This window comes from Streptomyces sp. NPDC045695 (assembly GCF_056432025.1).
In genome coordinates this window covers 68,386-83,962 of sequence record NZ_JBWKJU010000021.1, presented here as the reverse complement: position 1 = coordinate 83,962, position 15,577 = coordinate 68,386, and the positions used below count along the sequence as shown (strand labels likewise).

16 protein-coding genes and 1 pseudogene are annotated in these 15,577 nt (G+C 68.6%); 8 read left to right on the top strand and 9 right to left on the bottom strand.

The genetic code is table 11. The features are described 5' to 3' along the window. Nucleotides 1-60: 60 nt before the first annotated feature. Nucleotides 61-144 (top strand): annotated as a pseudogene (locus AC07DU_RS28170) (IS5/IS1182 family transposase); the annotation flags it as partial. Nucleotides 145-324: 180 nt separating this feature from the next. On the opposite strand, the gene AC07DU_RS28165 reads toward AC07DU_RS28170, so the two are convergent. The 3 genes from AC07DU_RS28165 to AC07DU_RS28155 all read right to left on the bottom strand — a co-directional run bounded on the left by AC07DU_RS28165 (nt 325) and on the right by AC07DU_RS28155 (nt 3,329). Then, nucleotides 325-1,221, bottom strand: a complete 897-nt coding sequence (locus tag AC07DU_RS28165; RefSeq protein WP_479037912.1) for an alpha/beta fold hydrolase — start codon at nt 1,219-1,221, stop codon at nt 325-327. 54 nt (nt 1,222-1,275) lie between these two features. Next, nucleotides 1,276-2,169, bottom strand: a complete 894-nt coding sequence (locus AC07DU_RS28160; protein ID WP_479114421.1) for an NAD-dependent epimerase/dehydratase family protein — start codon at nt 2,167-2,169, stop codon at nt 1,276-1,278. A gap of 86 nt (nt 2,170-2,255) precedes the next feature. Further along, complete coding sequence (locus AC07DU_RS28155) at nt 2,256-3,329, bottom strand: alkene reductase (protein ID WP_479114418.1); 1,074 nt, start codon at nt 3,327-3,329, stop codon at nt 2,256-2,258. A 216-nt stretch (nt 3,330-3,545) separates the two neighbouring features. Here AC07DU_RS28155 and AC07DU_RS28150 point away from each other — a divergent pair, with 216 nt between their 5' ends. Beyond that, nucleotides 3,546-4,109, top strand: coding sequence for a MarR family winged helix-turn-helix transcriptional regulator (locus tag AC07DU_RS28150; protein WP_479114416.1), 564 nt, complete (start codon nt 3,546-3,548; stop codon nt 4,107-4,109). A 359-nt stretch (nt 4,110-4,468) separates the two neighbouring features. Here the strand turns inward: AC07DU_RS28150 and AC07DU_RS28145 are convergent, their stop codons facing one another. From AC07DU_RS28145 to AC07DU_RS28135, 3 genes are all read right to left on the bottom strand, one after another. Beyond that, the gene (locus AC07DU_RS28145) at nt 4,469-4,966 is read right to left on the bottom strand and encodes an FCD domain-containing protein (RefSeq protein ID WP_479114414.1); all 498 of its coding nucleotides are present in this window, start codon (nt 4,964-4,966) and stop codon (nt 4,469-4,471) included. Between the two features lie 312 nt (nt 4,967-5,278). Then, nucleotides 5,279-6,604 carry a sensor histidine kinase gene (locus AC07DU_RS28140; RefSeq protein WP_479114412.1) on the bottom strand — a complete coding sequence of 442 codons (1,326 nt, stop codon included), beginning with the start codon at nt 6,602-6,604 and terminating at the stop codon, nt 5,279-5,281. 234 nt (nt 6,605-6,838) lie between these two features. Beyond that, entirely contained in the window at nt 6,839-7,309 is a 471-nt protein-coding gene (locus AC07DU_RS28135; protein ID WP_479114410.1) for a MarR family winged helix-turn-helix transcriptional regulator, read from the bottom strand. An 80-nt stretch (nt 7,310-7,389) separates the two neighbouring features. Here AC07DU_RS28135 and AC07DU_RS28130 point away from each other — a divergent pair, with 80 nt between their 5' ends. Continuing rightward, nucleotides 7,390-8,454, top strand: coding sequence for an ABC-2 transporter permease (locus tag AC07DU_RS28130; RefSeq protein WP_479114408.1), 1,065 nt, complete (start codon nt 7,390-7,392; stop codon nt 8,452-8,454). Nucleotides 8,455-8,554: 100 nt separating this feature from the next. Here the strand turns inward: AC07DU_RS28130 and AC07DU_RS28125 are convergent, their stop codons facing one another. Continuing rightward, on the bottom strand, nt 8,555-9,058 hold the full coding sequence (locus tag AC07DU_RS28125) for a MarR family winged helix-turn-helix transcriptional regulator (RefSeq protein WP_360905437.1): 504 nt from the start codon (nt 9,056-9,058) through the stop codon (nt 8,555-8,557). A gap of 113 nt (nt 9,059-9,171) precedes the next feature. Continuing rightward, a complete protein-coding gene (locus AC07DU_RS28120) occupies nt 9,172-9,816 on the bottom strand; it encodes a TetR/AcrR family transcriptional regulator (RefSeq protein WP_479114406.1) in 645 nt (214 codons plus the stop codon). A 71-nt stretch (nt 9,817-9,887) separates the two neighbouring features. Here AC07DU_RS28120 and AC07DU_RS28115 point away from each other — a divergent pair, with 71 nt between their 5' ends. The 3 genes from AC07DU_RS28115 (at nt 9,888) to AC07DU_RS28105 (ending at nt 11,537) form a co-directional block, all read left to right on the top strand. Further along, nucleotides 9,888-10,124: a hypothetical protein gene (locus AC07DU_RS28115; RefSeq protein WP_479114404.1), complete on the top strand. Its 237-nt coding sequence runs from the start codon at nt 9,888-9,890 to the stop codon at nt 10,122-10,124. Beyond that, nucleotides 10,121-10,279 carry a hypothetical protein gene (locus AC07DU_RS28110; protein WP_479114402.1) on the top strand — a complete coding sequence of 53 codons (159 nt, stop codon included), beginning with the start codon at nt 10,121-10,123 and terminating at the stop codon, nt 10,277-10,279. Before AC07DU_RS28115 ends, AC07DU_RS28110 begins: the two co-directional genes overlap by 4 nt. A 943-nt stretch (nt 10,280-11,222) precedes the next feature. Next, nucleotides 11,223-11,537 (top strand): chitin binding peritrophin-A domain-containing protein, encoded by a 315-nt coding sequence (locus tag AC07DU_RS28105; protein WP_479114400.1) that lies wholly within the window; start codon nt 11,223-11,225, stop codon nt 11,535-11,537. Nucleotides 11,538-11,801: 264 nt separating this feature from the next. Here AC07DU_RS28105 and AC07DU_RS28100 read toward each other — a convergent pair whose 3' ends face one another. Beyond that, nucleotides 11,802-13,487: a ribonuclease J gene (locus AC07DU_RS28100; protein ID WP_479037977.1), complete on the bottom strand. Its 1,686-nt coding sequence runs from the start codon at nt 13,485-13,487 to the stop codon at nt 11,802-11,804. Nucleotides 13,488-13,704: 217 nt separating this feature from the next. Here AC07DU_RS28100 and AC07DU_RS28095 point away from each other — a divergent pair, with 217 nt between their 5' ends. After that, the gene (locus AC07DU_RS28095) at nt 13,705-14,322 is read left to right on the top strand and encodes a hypothetical protein (RefSeq protein WP_479114398.1); all 618 of its coding nucleotides are present in this window, start codon (nt 13,705-13,707) and stop codon (nt 14,320-14,322) included. A 243-nt stretch (nt 14,323-14,565) separates the two neighbouring features. After that, nucleotides 14,566-15,510, top strand: coding sequence for an endonuclease/exonuclease/phosphatase family protein (locus AC07DU_RS28090; RefSeq protein ID WP_479114396.1), 945 nt, complete (start codon nt 14,566-14,568; stop codon nt 15,508-15,510). Nucleotides 15,511-15,577: the final 67 nt, after the last annotated feature.

Genomic DNA, 15,577 nt, shown 5'->3' with positions numbered 1-15,577 from the left:
GAAGGTCTTCGGGGAGCCCTTCGCCCCAGCACCAAGCCCCACGAGGCCCGCTGGAAGGCAGTGGAATACACCTTCGCCCGCATGAAGAACTGGAGGATCCTCCGCGACTGCCGCCAGAGAGGCGACGGCCTCCATCACGCCGTCCAGGCCTTCTTTCAGCATGGCTCCCATGGCCGGATTCGGCATGGGATCTGCATACCGGACAAGCCGACGGCCGACCTCCGGGCGCCGCTCCGTTCCCTGGGTGGCTGCGTCCGCCGTCAAGAAACACGTGAGGGAGCGTTCACCGGGCCCCTCACCTCGCAGCTGATGCTGACCGGTCGGTCAGTGCAGGAATTCCAGCAGCCGCTTCGTCAGCTCCTGCGGAACTTCTTCCGGCAGGAAGTGACCGGCTCCGGGGATGACCAGTTCGGTGACGTCGGTGGCCACCAGGCGCATGGTCTCCGCGGGGATGGTGCCAGTGCTGTACTGGCCGCCGATGGCCAGGACCGGGATGGTCAGCGGTCCTTGGTCGCGCCAGCGCTGGACGTGCTCGGCGGTGGTATCGAGGGTGCGGTAGTACTCGAAGCTGGCACGCCGGGCGGCCGGGCCGCGCAGATGGTCGACGTACAGGTCTACGGCGTGCTGCGGGATGGCGCCGGGGGTGGCGGTCTTGGTGGCGAACTGGTGGCCGAAGTAGATCTCCTCACGGCCGGCGATCAGGCGTTCGTTGAGGTCTGCGAGGCGGTTGATGACGAAGTGTGACATCAACTCGTTGGTGGCCGGGTCCGTCAGCATCGGCGGGAACGGAGTGACGCCGGGGAGGATCGACTCGGCGCCGACGAAACGGGTGACGCGGTCGCGGTGGGTTGCGGCGAGGGCGTAGGCGACCAGCATTCCCAGGTCGTAACCGACGACGGCGAAGTGGTCGTGGCCCAGGGCGGTCATCAACTCGGCCATGTCGTCGGCGAGGGTGAGGGCGTCGTAGCCGGTGGCGGGCTTGTCGCTGGCACCCATGCCACGCATGTCGGGGGCGATGACGGTGAAGTGCTCGGCGAGGGCGGGCATGGCCAGACGCCAGCTGTACCAGAACTGGGGCCAGCCGGGCAGGAGCAGCAGCGGCGGGCCGTCGCCGCCGACGACCGCGTGCAGGGTCACCTCCCGGGTGGTGACGGTGCGGCTGGCGAAGGTGTCGGTGAACCCGGCGGGCAGGCTCGGGACATCGGTGACGGTGAACGGCATGGGGGTCTCTCCTCGGGACGCGAAAGAAGGCCGTGAAGTTGGCGGTTCCTGGGGTCAGCGGGTGGCGCGGTGCAGGAGTGTTTCGGAGGCGTCCAGGAAGCGGTCGTTGTAGTGCGTGCCGAGTCCGGCGCTGGGCAGGATCGCTTGGGCCTTGTTGTTGAACATCAGGGCGTTGCGGCCGTTGAGGTCGTCGGTGAACAGCAGGGGGACGATTCTGGCCGCGTAGGTCTGGGGGGAGGGTCCGGCCAGTCCGACGACGGCTTCGGCCAGACGGTGCAGGAGGCTGTCCTCCCCCAGGTAGTTGGAGCGGATGTCGGTCTTGATCAATCCAGGGTTCAGGCCGAAGTACGCCGGCCCGGGCAGTCTGCGGTTCCCTGCGAGCACGAGGATCTCGTTGCCGGCGACGGTGTTCATGTGCGCGGCCATCGGTTTGTAGCCGTGCTCGGAGTTGAGGTCCTCGAGCCGGCCGGTGTTGCCGGTCCCGGGTGCTCCCATGATGAACACGCGCGGCTGGGGCGCGTTGTCCGGGCGGCCGGTTCCCAGCCTGGGACTGAGGCCCTGCAGGACCGCGAGGCGGCTGAGGTAGCTGACGGCCAGGTCCCGCTCGATGCCCTCGGCGGTTTCCTCGCGGGTCTTGGCGGCCATGATCCCCAGCGAGAAGAAGGCGACGTCATAGGTCTCGGCGGGAAGCTCCCTGCCCAGCCGGACCGCCTCGCGCATCGAGGACAGGTCCGCCTGGACGAAAGTGAGCCGGTCCGTGGCGTGGTCGCGGAAGGTCCGTCCGACGACGGTCACCTGGGCGCCGAGAGCCAGGGCCTGCTGGGCCACCGCCCGGCCCAGGCCGCCTGTCCCGCCGACGACGAGCACGCGCTTGGATGTGAGATCCAGCTGTTCAAGCGAGGGGGCGTCGATGTTGATCGTGCGGTCGACGGTGCCGTTCAGTCGCATCCCAGGCTTCTTTGGCGCTGCCGGGCTGGTGGGGTCTGGGTTCATGGCGGGTGCCTTCGTTCCTTGGTCCGGTTGCGTGTGTCGGGTCAGGGCAGGGCGGGGTAGTCGGTGTAGCCGCGCTCGTCACCGCCGTAGGTGGTGGCCCGGTCGGGGGTGTTGAAGGGGCCGCCGCGTTCGAGGCGTTCGGGCAGGTCGGGGTTGGCCAGGAACAGGGCGCCGTAGGCGATCAGGTCGGCGGTGCCGTCCTGGATCAGGTCCAGCTCCTCGGGGCCGGTGGGCTGGGTGCCGGTGAACGGGTTGAGGATGAAGGTGCCCGGCCACTGCCGGCGCAGCCGGACCGTCAGCTGGCGCGACCCGGGGGACTCCATCTGGTGGAGGTAGGCCAGGTTCAGCGGGGCCAGGGCGTCGACGAGAGCGGAGTAGGTGAGCTCCATGTCGTCGTGGTCGGTCTCGGCGATGTCGTTGAAGGGGTTGCCGGGCGACATGCGGAAGCCGACCCGTTCCGGGCCGATCGCCTCGGCGACGGCCTTCGCCGTCTCTACCGCGAACCGGATGCGGCGCTCCGGGGAGCCGCCCCATCCATCGGTACGCGTGTTGGAGTTCGGGGCGAGGAACTGGTGGATCAGGTAGCCGTTGGCGCCGTGCAGTTCCACGCCGTCGAAGCCGGCCTCGACCGCGTTGCGGGCGGCGGTGGCGTAGCCGGCGATGGTCTGGGCGATCTCGGCCTCGGTCAGCGCGTGCGGGGTGACGAAGTCCTGGGGGCCCTCGTTCGTGTAGACCTGGCCTGCGGCCTTGACCGCAGAGGGGCCGACCGGGGTCAGGCCCATCAGGCTCGGGTGGCCGACCCGCCCGGTGTGCATCAGCTGCAGGAAGATCACCCCGTCCCGCTCGTGGACGGCGCCGGTGACCTTCTTCCACGCCTCGATCTGCTCGGCGGAGTGGACGCCCGGGGTGTTCGGGTAGCCCTGACCGACCGCTGACGGCTGGGTGCCCTCGGTGACGATCAGGCCGGCGCTGGCGCGCTGCCCGTAGTAGGTAGCCATCAAATCAGTGGCTGACTGGCCGGGCCCGTAGGCGCGGCTGCGTGTCATCGGCGCCATCACGATGCGGTTGGCCAGTCGGGTGCCGGCCAGGTCGTAGGGGGCGAAAGCCTTGTTCATGTCTCGTTCCTCGTTCGTACGGGCCCCTCGCAGGGCCGCTGACATTTTCAGGTTACCTGCTCGAACAAGTAACGGGCTCCCGGGCATTCCCGTCTCATGCGACTCCACACGAAACGGGCGATTTTGTGCTCTGTCAGCGCTCGGCTCCTGGTCGCTATGGAGGGGTAGACTCGGACATAGATGTCCGAGCAGTTACCTGAAGGAGCGCAGCATCACATGAACGGCCCAGACTGCGAGGCTTCCCGGCCCGACGCTGCCGAGGCGGCCGGCATGCCGATGCCGCCCTCGGTCCAGGCCGGGCCGATGGCCCACGCGATCTTCCGGGTGGCCCGGCTGCACCGCATGCTCGCCGGGCAGCTCCTGCGCCGGGTCGGCCTGCACCCCGGCCAGGAACTGGTGATGATGCAGCTGTGGGACCTCGGGCCGCAGCGCCAGATCGACCTGGTCCGGCTGCTCGGCTCCGACGCGGCCACCATGACCCGCACCGTCAAGCGGCTCGAACACGCCGGGTTCGTTCGCCGCCGCCCCAGCCCCACCGACAAGCGGGTGACCATCGTCGAGCCCACCGAGGCCAGCCTCGCCCTGCGCCACCAGGTCGACGAGGTCTGGGCAGAGCTGGAGGAATGCACCGCCGGGCAACTGCCCAAGGAACGGCAGGCCGAGGCTCTCCAGATCTTGGAGCAGATTGAGGCGAGCCTGGCCCTCGCCGCGACCCGGCACGCGCAACAGGAAACCGGCGGCCCGGCGGCACCACCCGAGGGTCAGGCCGCTCACATGTAGCCGGCGCCCGGGGTGCAGAGCGGCGACCGATACCTCGACCCGTGGCCCGACAGCCCGGGCCTGTGTTCGTGACGGCGGCGTTGTCGGCCCGGGGCAGGTCGCACTCGGCCGGGTCTGGCGGTCCCGCCGCGCCCGGAGGCGACACCTGGCGGCCGCCGACCTGGGTATCCCAGGTCGGGAATGCGGCTCAGTGCGGCGTAGGGGAACGGTGACGTCCTGGCCGTAGTGCTCGTTCCTCCTCAGCTGGTGGGGGAGACAAGGCCGCCACGCCACGTCGTTGACCGCTTTGCCGGGATTCGCTCTGTGTGGCTCGTGAAGGCCTGACGTCTGACGCGTGGCGTCTGTTGGTGCCCGATGTCTCAGGTGCCGGGGTGGGTGAGGCGGCGGTCGATGCACTGCCAGTGCTGGTCGAGGTGGTGGAGGGCCTGTGGGCGGTCGCCGGTGGCGCAGGCGGTCAGGAACGGGTTCCAGTCGGCGTGGCTGACACCTGATGTGGGCAGGTGGAGTCGGTGGGCTCGTTGCCATACGGGTTTGAGGTGGTTGACGGCGTCATGGAGGGGCGGGTTGGCGCAGGTGTGGAGGATGGTGTCCCACAGGGCCAGTTCGCCGGCGAGGGCTTCGGCGCCATCGCCTATGGAAGCGGCGCGGGTGTGTGCTGCGGCGCAGTTGCGCACGGCTTGGACGCGGTCGTCGCTCATGGGCCAGGGGGCGCTGAGGAGGGCGGTGCGGTAGAGGCCTTGCAGGACGGTCGCGGTGTGCCGGGCTTCGGTGGTGCCGGTGTGGGTGACGTATGCGCTGTCCGGGCCCGTGTATTCGACCAGGCGCTGTGAGGCCAGCGTCAGCAGGACTTCCCGCACCCGAACCTGGGGGACCTCCAGCCGGCGGGCGGTGTCCTCTTCGTCGAGAGGCGTGCCGGGCGGCAGCGTACCGCCGGTGATCTCTGCGAGCAGCGTCTCGTGGATGCGTTAGCGCAGGGCATGAGGATCACCGGTGCCGTAGCGGGTGTGGAGCGGTGTGCGGGCGTCCTCGGGCATGGGGCCTCATTCGTGTTGGGTCCGTTGTTCTGGCAACAGACGTTGTTCATTGGGTTACTGCACTGGGACGAGTGCGTGCTGTAGTAGCGACGTCCCGGCCCCCCCCGCGGTCGGACGTCGCCGCGCGAACCGGTGTCATGTGGTGCTTTTCTCCGTGCACATGTCGTCGTCGCGGTGGGCGGCGAGGGGTCCGTTGAGCGGGATGCACGCGCTGACGCGGTAGCCGCCGGTGTCATCGGGGCCGGCGGTGAGGTGGCCGCCGAGCATGGTGGTGCGCTCGCGCATGCCGAGGAGTCCGTGGCCGGAGCCGGGGGAGGGCGGAGCGGGTGTGGTGGAGGCGGTGTTGGTGATATCGAGTTCGAGGACGTCGTCGGTGTGGGCGAGGCGCAGGTGGACGTCGGCGCCGGGGGCGTGGCGCAGGCAGTTGCTGAGCGCTTCTTGCGCGATGCGGTAGAGGGCAAGCTGCGCGCCGGGGTCGAGGTGCTGGACAGGACGGTCCGTTATCTCGGTGGTCACGGTCAGGCCGGCCCCGCGCACGTTGGCCACCAGCGCGTCGAGGTCGTCGAGGGTGGGCTGCGGGTCGTGGGGGTTGTCGGTGTCGTCGGAGCGCAATACTCCGAGCATCCGGCGCAGTTCGGTCAGGGCGTCCAGTGCGTTTTGCCGGATGCCCGCCAGGTTCTCAGCCAGCTCGGGCGGGTTCTCGGTGAGGTGGGGTGCGACCTGGGCCTGGATGGAGATCACCGACATGTGATGGGCTACGACGTCGTGCAGTTCGCGGGCGATGCGCCCGCGTTCCTCAAGCAGGGTGCGCTGTGCCCGTTCTGCGGTGGTCAGCGCGGCCTGCTCGGCCAGCTGGGCCCGGGCCGCGCGCCGGCCGCGCATCGTCGCGCCGAGCACCACGGCGAGGGAGAACAGGACCAAGGCGAGGAAGCTGTTGCCCTCGTACCGGCCGGCGCCCGCAGCGAGTTCGATCAGGAAGGGCATGAGGATGGAGGCGGCGAGGGCCGCGCATGCGGCGGGGGCGCGGACGCGCAGGGACAGCAGCAGTAGTACCGCGGCATGTGCGCACAAGCCGGGGATGGTCCACGGCCAGGGTGTGTTCTCCAGGAGATGAGGAGTACTGGCCGCGGCGGCGATGCCGGCCCCCGTCAGGGACAGCCACCAGGCGGGAGCGGGGTGGGCGAGAGCGAGCAGGAGCGCGCCGCCTTGGAGCAGCGCGAGGAGGATGCCGTAGCCCAGGCCGAGCTGGTTGCGGTGGCCGAGCTGATCGCTGGTGGCGATCAGCACGACGGCGGCGGCCGCGGCAACGCATGCGTGGGGCAGTCGGCCGAGCCGACGGGGCCCACGCAGGGGCGGCAGCGGGTCGGACCTGAGCGTCAGCAGATCCTGCAGCAAGGAGTGCGTCGCCATTTGGAGGGCGTTCACTTCCCCGGGCCGGTCGGCGGGGAGCTCGTCGTTCACGTTCACCTCGAGTGAGGCCGGCCGTCACCGGGTACGGCGGTGGCAGGCCGGGAGTGGTGGTCTGAAGTGTCGGGAAGGTGTCTCTACCGACGTTAGGGATGAGCGGCCGTGGTCGGCGTCACCCTGCAGAGCTGCTTTGCTGCGTAGCTCTGAAGTATGAGGAGGCGGGGTTCCGTGCAGGCAGCCCTCCAGCCCCGCCGCGCGGGTGCTGCGGGTGGGTACGGCTTGCTGGTCTCACGGGTCGGGCGTTGCTGTGGGACCGGCGGTGGGGGGCAGGGCGCCGGGGTTGAGATGGGCGACCAGACGGTGGAGGAGGTGGTGCACCGAGGCCTGCTCCTGGGGTTCCAGCACTGCCAGTGCCTCTTCGTTGACCCGGCGGACCACATCTCTTGCCATCTCCAGGAGGCGGGAACCGTCGGGGGTGCTGTGCAGGCACAGGATGCGGCGGTTGGTGGGGTGGGGCGAGCGTGTGAGCAGCCCGCGGTCGGTGAGGCTGGCCACCGCCGAGCCCATGGACTGGGCGGTGATGCCGGCGTGGCGGGCGGCGTCGGCGCTGGAAATGCCGGGCTGGCGCTGGGCCTGCTGGAGGGCGTTGTACTGCGCGAGGTTGAGTTCGAGGGTGCGCAGTTCTCTCTCCAGGCGGGTGGCCATGGCCTGGGCGAAGTGCCAGGCCAGATAGCCGGTGTGGATGGGCTGCTCGCTCACATGGACCCCACTTGTAAGGCAACTTATGTTTTACTGCTTCCGTTATCAGGCACCTTACAAGTTGTGGACGGTCCTTCTTCATGCCAGCCCCCACCTACCTCCCGATCGCCGACGTCCTGCCGGCCGCCCACGGGGACATACCCGACCCCGCCCCCGAACCGCATCCGCGTTCCGGCCTGAAGGGCGTCCTGCTGCCCGTCGCCGTGGTGCTCGCCATCGGGACGATCTTCGTGAGCGTCTACCTCGCCGCATTCCACGCTCCCCGCCCGCATGACCTCCCCGTCGCGGCCGTCGGCACCGCCGCCGAGGCGCACCGCCTGGAAGCCGACCTGGAGCGCGCCGTCTCCGGCGGCTTCGAGGTCCGGCCTTACGGCGACGAAGCCGCGGCCCGCGAGGCGGTAGAGCACCGCGAGGTCTACGCCGCCTACCTCCCCGGCCACGGCCAGGGCAGCGGCAAGCTGCTCTACGCCGGCGCCAACGGCCCGTCGGTCACCGGCACCCTGACCGCAGCCTTCGCCCAAGCCGCACTGCAGGACGGTCCGCCCCCGGCCGGCGAGGACATCCTTCCGGTGTCCGCCGGCGACACCCGCGGCCTGTCGGTCTTCTACGCAGCCTTCGGCCTGGTCCTGGCCGGCTACCTCTTCGGCATGATGACCTACCAGGCCGCGCCCGCTCTTCGCTTTCGCCAGCGCATCGCCAGCCTGACCCTCTTCGGGGCCCTGGGCGGCATCATCGTCGCTCTCCTCGCCGGCGGCACCGGTTTCGGCGCCCTCCCCGCTTCCTTCGCCGGCACCGCAGTGGTGACGGCCCTGATGGCCATGGCGGCGGGCGGCGCCACCATGGCCATTGTGAAATGGACCGGATCCGCGGGCGCCGCCATCGCCTCGGTGGTCCTGCTGATCTTCGGCAACGCCACCAGCGGCGGAGTCATGCCTTCCTTCTACCTGCCCGACTGGCTCCACCCGCTCTCCAGCGTGCTGCCCGTCGGCGCCGGAGTGCGCGCCCTGCAGGGCATGTCCTACTTCCACAACGATGGACTCGGCTCCGGCCTGGCCATCCTGACCGCGTGGATCCTCGCCTGCGTGGCCCTGCTCTACCTGCGCGATATCCGCAGCGCACGTACGAAGCGCCCGCGCACCGCCTGACGCAGCCTGATGTCGGCGTACTCATCAACGTTCATGTGTGCGCCGACACCTGACGTGCCCGCCGCGGCCTCGAATCCAGCTGGAGAGCCCGGGGGCTTGCTCAGGGGCCCGGGGCGCGGCCGGGCGCGTGGGACTGCGGGGCTGCGAGGTTGGCCTCGAACCGTTCCAGGATCCGCATCGCCGAGGACTGCTCCTCGTCGCTCATGCCGGCGACGGTCAGGGCTTCCAGCTCACGCCAGGCCTGCTCGACCTGGCCGCGCAGGGCCTGGCCGGCCCGGGTGGCCGAGACGAGGATGATGCGCCGGTCCAGCTCCGCACGCCGGCGGGTGACGAAGCCGGCCTGCTCCATGCGCTGCAACGTCTTGGTGACCGTCGAGGCGTCGAGGCCCAACGTCTTGATCAGGTCGGTCTGGCGCTGCTCACCGTGTTCCCACAGCTGCATCATGAGGATTTCCTGGCCGGGGAAGAGGCCGGTGGTGCGCAGCAGGTGCCCGGCGGCCACGCGGTGCAGGCGCGCGGCCCTGAACAGTGCCTCACTGACCGGGGCCCCAGGGGCTTGCGGCGCCATGTCATGCGGCACGGGGTCAGACGGCGCTGCGCCCATGGAAAGCCTCCTCGGTGAACACGTCGGCCGACGGCCGGTATCTGCCATCCTCCCACCCGACCCCTTGGTCGGCCAATATGTTCGGCTGCAGCTTGATCCACCGGGCACTGCCGTCAGTGCGCCGAGTCTGGAGTCCCCATGGGCCGCGACAGATCGCCCAGATGCGCGACGAGCACATCGGCACATGCCTGTGGGGACAGGATCTCGGGGTGCAGGACGGCGCTGAGACTGAGCCCGTCAAGGAGCGCCGTCAGCCGCTCGGTCTCGATGTCGAGGTCGAGGCCGGGGCGCAGGGCGCCTGTCGCGTCGAGCCGGGTGAGTACGCGGCGCATCAGCGTTCTCGTGCCTTCGGCGGCCTGGCGCGACAGGTCGCCGAAGGCAGGGTTGGTGCGGGCAGCGGTGTTGAAGTCCAGGAAGACGGTGACTTCGGCTCGGCGGTGTTCGTCGAGCGGCAGAAGCTCGGCCAGGAGCGCGGCTGCGAGCTGGAACTGTTCGGGGCGGGGGCGGCTGCCCAGGTCTCCGATCCGCTCGAGGTGTTCGAGCAATCGATCGCCGACCCCGTCGAGCATCGACTGCATCGCAAACCGCATCAGGTCCTGCTGACTGGCGAAATAGTGGCGCAGGGAGCCGATGTTGAGCCGGGCCTCGTCGGCGACGGCGCGAAGCGAGGTGCGATGTAGACCCTCGCGGACGACGACTCGAAACAACGCGTCGACGACGTGGCGACGGCGAGCGACCGGGTCTACATGCTTAGGCACGGAACCTTTCTATCACGTCTGTGATACAACTGATTTATCACAGACGTGACAGAACGGGTGGAGGCATTTTCGTGGAGACGTACCTCAATCTTGTGCTCATCAGGTTCGGCCTGATAGTGGGCGGTCTCGTAATGCTGGCGCTGCTGGTCTTCGCCATCGCCCTGACTCTCAACCGCAGGGGCAGGCTCGACGAGGTACGCCGGTATGCGGACCCCGTGGTGAGAGCCGGGCTTCGCGCCGCTGCCCAACGGTTTGAGGGCAGGAAGAACGGGGCCTCCTGGTCGCGGCGACAGGAGAGCCGGCGATGACCAGCCTCGGAGCGGAGTCCTCGGAACTCCTTCACCACCTGTTGCTGGACCGTGCGATCAAGGTCGCCATCGTGGTCGCGGCGCTAGGCATCCTGGCGCTTGGAATGACCGCGGTCTGGCGAAGGGCCGGCCGGGCAAAGAAGCGGCCCGACTGAGCGATGACCCTCGACCGATCCACAGCTATTGACTATTCCTCGCACCGACCGTTGCAGCAGCAGGTACTTGTAGAGGTGCGCCCGAAACCGGTTGGCCTGCTGCCACCGAGCTGCGACGGAGTCGCGGTTGCCCAGGCGGAGGACGTTTGTTCGTTTTCGTGAACAAAGCGAGCCACGCCATGCACCTGAAACCGGACGCCGCCGGACAGCTCACCGACCATCTCGCTATCGCCGGCCCCGACTACCCCTGGATCGGTGTACCTTCACCCCCACCTGGGCAGCCGCGAACCCCTTGACCCCGTCCTCGTGGTGCCGGAGCTCGTGGTGGAGATCAGTGCCGACACCGCGATCGACCGCGGGACATGGCGCCGTCCACGCTTCGTACGGCTGCGTCTGGACGTCACCGGGGCCGATGTGCCGATGTGCCGATATGCCGATATGCGGGATTCGGTGTTCGGGGAAGGCGTATAGCCTTTCAGCGGCTGACGTGCCGCAGCCGCGATGGCGCGGGCTGGTGGATTGCGGCCGTAACTGGGCGGCTGCTGAATCGTTTATCCATACCGTCGCGTCAGATGCATAACCGCTCCCCCCTTGCGGTGGCGCGGCTGACGGCCCCGACCAGACCGTGCACTGCGACGTCGTGGCTGCAGGAACGCCAGGTGGCCGTCGCGCAGGACTGCAGTGCTCTGCCGAGGGTTGAGCTTGGGCTGGTGAACGACGTGCATGGAGCCGGCCCGGCCGATGCGGCGTTCTTCGCCGCCGCACCCGCATCGCGTCCTGGGGGAGTGTGCGAGCGGGTGACGGGGTTGGGGAAACGTGCTGGGCGTGGCCATCACCAGGAAGGGTGTGGTGGCGTTGTGGACGGGAGTGGCCTGGCGTCGGTCGCCGTTGCAGCGAAAGGCGCTGTGCGTGTTCTGCCGCGTCACGAGTTAAGGATTCGAAAATGCTCAAGGTTTCCCGGATGGCGGCCTCCGCCGTCCTCGCCTTCGGTGCCCTGTGTCTTCCCGCATACGTCGCATCCGCGCAGGCCGTCTCAGTCGACCCGGCGGCTGATCTTGTCGACGGGGGGCCCTGTGAACCGCACGGCGCCCTCCTGGCGGACCGGGACGACCCGACCGTCTTCTTCCACTGTTCCTGGGGAGTCGCTCACGAGAAGAAGTGTCCGGACACGCTTTTCTTCAATCAGGCCCTGGCGATCTGGGACTGGCCCGAGAATGCCGACAATCCGGCAGCCGGAACCACGCGTGACGGCAGCTGACACTCACCTGGCCCCGCCGGCCGTCACCCATCTCGATCGGCGTTCATGGCGGAGATCGCCCGCAAGCGCGATTGTTGACTCGCTGCGATGGTCGGCGTAGGCGGGGGCCGAGGAGTACACCGGCGCAAGCGGACGCTCCGCGCGGCGTAGGAGCCCGGCGCTTCGCAGGCTGGGGACCGTCTGATGCTCATTCAGGCAGCGTAGGAAGGGATACGGCCGCCGGCGGCGCGCTGTGTGCCGCCCGGCCGTATCCCGCCGCAGGCGTCATGCGTCGATGATCACCGGGATGATGAGGGGCTTGCGCCGGTGGGTGCGAAACGCCCATGACGCCACGGCGCGCGCGATGAGCTGTTCGAGCTGCACCGCGTCGCCGACGCCTTCCGCCGCAGCGGTGGCAAGGACCTTTTCGATCACCGGGATGACTGGGGCGAAGGTGGTGTCGTCGTGTTCGAATCCGCGGGCCAGGAAGTCGGGGGCCTCGGCCAGCGCGCCCGTGTTGGCGTCGACGATGGCCACGACGGTGACCACGCCCTCCTGGGCGAGAGTGACTCGGTCCTTGAGGGATGCTTCGGTGGCGCCGCCGACCGTCATGCCGTCCACGTACACGTTTCCGGCCGGAACCTTGCCGGTGATGGAGACGCGTCCGTCGACGAGGTCGACGACGACTCCGTCCTCGGCGATGACGACCCGGTCGGGGTCGACTCCAGTGGCGATGGCCAGGTCGGCATTGGCGCGCAGGTGCTTCCACTCACCGTGCACGGGCATCACGTTGCGGGGCTTGACGATGTTGTAGCAGTACACGAGCTCACCAGCGCTGGCGTGGCCGGAGACGTGCACCTTGGCATTGCCCTTGTGGACGACTTTCGCGCCCCAGCGGGTCAGCCCGTTGATGATCCGGTAGATGGCGCTCTCGTTGCCGGGGATCAGAGAGCTCGCGAGGAGAACGGTGTCGCCTTGGCCGATACGGATCTGGTGGTCGCGGTTGGCCATGCGCGCCAGGGCCGCCATGGGCTCGCCCTGCGAGCCGGTGCAGACCAGGGTGATCTTGTTGTCCGGGAGTTGCTCCAGTTCCCTCATGCTCACGATCAGGCCGGAGGGGACCTTGAGGTAGCCGAGTTCGCGGGCGATGCCCATGTTGCGGACCATGGACCGGCCAACGAAGGCGACCTTGCGTCCGTGCTGGTGGGCGGCGTCCAGTACCTGCTGGATGCGGTGCACATGGCTGGCGAAGCTGGAGACGATGACCCGGCGCGGGGCGGTACGCATGACCTGCTCGATCGCCGGGTTCAGCTCGCGCTCGGAGGTGGTGAAGCCCGGGACCTCGGCGTTGGTGGAGTCGGTGAGGAAGAGGTCAACGCCCTCCTCTCCGAGGCGGGCGAATGCGCGCAGATCGGTGATGCGGTCGTCCAGGGGGAACTGGTCCATCTTGAAGTCACCCGTGTGGAGCACCATCCCGGCGCCGGTGCGGATGGCGACCGCGAGGCCGTCCGGGATGGAGTGGTTGACCGCCACGAACTCGCAGTCGAAGGGGCCGAATTTCCGGCGGTCACCCTCGCGGACCCGTGCCGTGCGGGGCTTGATGCCGTGTTCCTTGAGCTTCGCCTCGAGGAACGCCAGGGTCAGCTTCGAGCCGACGACAGGAATGTCGGCCCGCTCGCGCAGCAGGTACGGGACGCCCCCGATGTGGTCTTCGTGGCCGTGTGTCAGCACCACGGCCACGATGTCGTCCAGTCGGTCCCGGATGGAGGTGAAGTCGGGAAGGATGACATCGACCCCGGGCTGATGCTCCTCGGGAAACAGCACGCCGCAGTCGACGATGAGCAGCTTGCCAGCGTGCTCGAAGACGGTCATGTTGCGGCCGATTTCGCCCAGGCCGCCAAGGGCGGTGACCCTCAGCCCTCCTGCGGGCAACGGCGGGGCGGCTTTCAATTCTGGATGCGGGTGACTCATACCTTGACGTTACCGGAGGGTCTTCGTCGAGCAGGTCCCGGTTTGGGCAGCGGATGCGGGGCTGTCGCCCCTGCTGCGGTGCCTGAGCCCACCGGCCTGTGCGTCCATCTTGATAGTGACAGGCTCGACGCCGCGGCATATGAGCTCGTCCGAACGTGCGGGGCTCCGGGTCTTCTATTACGACGGCGACGTTTTCGACACAGCTGGCTTTGCCGTGTTGGAACGCGACACGACGCGGTTGAACTGGCTGTCCAAGGGCGCGACCGGGGACTCGGCGAACGCAGTGAAGGCCGAGTTGGACAAGCTGGGCTTCCTGCGCGGCCCCCACTCCCTGGACCTGACGGGCCTGCCGGCGCAGCGGCGTCGGTTCCTGGCGGCGGTCGGGCGTCGGCTGACCGCGCAGTCGCTGGACCGGCGCGAGCCGCAGCGCAGGCACCCGATCCTGTTGACGGTGCTCTCGCAGTCGGCCGCCGATGTGCTGGACGAGGTCATCAGCCTGTTCGACCAGGCCGTCTCGGCGAGGGAGAGCCGGGCGCGCATCAAGATGCGGGACGAGCTGGCCGCCCGTGCCGCGGCCGGGGAGGGGCGGCAGGCCCTGCTGGACCAGATCCTGCCGGTCCTGGTCGACATCGGGATCGAGGACGAGATGGTCGACGCTCTGCTGCGGAACACCATCGGCATGCAACGGCTGCGGGCTGCGCTCGCCCAGGTGACCGGCAGGCTGCCGCGCGACAACGGTCATCTGGTGATGCTGGAGAACTGCTACTCCTACCTGCGGCAGTTCACCCCGGACGTGCTGAAGGCCATCGAGTTCACCGGCGGTACGGGCTCCTGAGAGAGTCCCCCGCTGGCGTTGTCGCACGACCAGCAGGTCGGACAGGAACCGCAGGGCCGACCTGGGCAGAACGACATCTGATGGGTAGGCAAGCACACAAAGCTCGGGCGGGGCTCTGGCGCCTGGCCTTGGACGGCGAGCGGCTTGTGGAACACTGTTGTTGACGGTGCCCAAATCGTCCATTCGGGGATGAGGCTACGGGCGACGCGAAGACGACTCTCTTCTCTCTTCAAAGGTGCACGCATGAGCCAGCATGTGACAGTCCTGTGCTGGAACTTCAAACGCAACGGTGCTGGTGACACCACCAAGCGGCGGCGTGCCCACGAGCTGCTGGCATCCCTCGACCCTCACCTCGTCCTCCGCCAAGAGATGGATGGTGCTGCGGCGGACGGCAACCGGATCATGTACGAGGTTGAGGCTGTCCTTGGCTTGCGCGGCTGGCTCGGCCCCCGAGCCTGCACGGCCGTCTTCGCGAACCCGACGCTGTTCCAGCCGCTGAGGGAGTGTGAGGACGTCGGCCCTGTTTGGGTTCATCCACCCACGGTTGCGGTCTTCCGCTTCACACCAGGCGGCAGCCAGTCCCTGCCCCTTGTTGTGGCTTCTTATCACCTGAACCACGCCTCGGCCACAACCCGCCAGGCCGAGGTGGAGCGGCTGACGAAGTGGGCCGACCGCAAGTGGACGATGCCGGACGGCGAGCGAATGCTGGTGCCCGCCCTCATGGGCGGTGACAACAACTCCTACCCGGTGCCCGGTCTGGAAGGGGACCTCCCCCTGCCGGATTTGGAACAGATCGCCGACCGGCCGCACCGGCTCCACCGCTCCCACATCGGCCCCGATGGGCAGCGGCTGTTGGACACCTACCCTGACGAGGCTCTGCGCACCGCCGGCCTGGAGGACGTGGCCCGCTATTGGGCGAACACCCGCGATGGCGACAAGGCAGCGGCGTCCCGCACGATGAACGCCAGTCCGACGCACGGCCCGGACACGCGGATCGACAGGATCTACGCCACGCCCGCCCTACTCGGAGCGGTGAGGGATGTCGACGTGATCGAGGTCGAACCGGGTATATCAGACCACCACATCGTCCGTCTGACCCTTGACGCCGACCGCCTGACCGACGCCCTCACCTACCGGCCCCGGAGACAAGCCGCGCCAGCTGTAGCATCCGAAACGATCGACGACTGAAGCGCCCACCTTACGACCAAACCGGGACCGGCGCCTGCCGTGGGCCGGCCGCGCTCGGCACCATGCC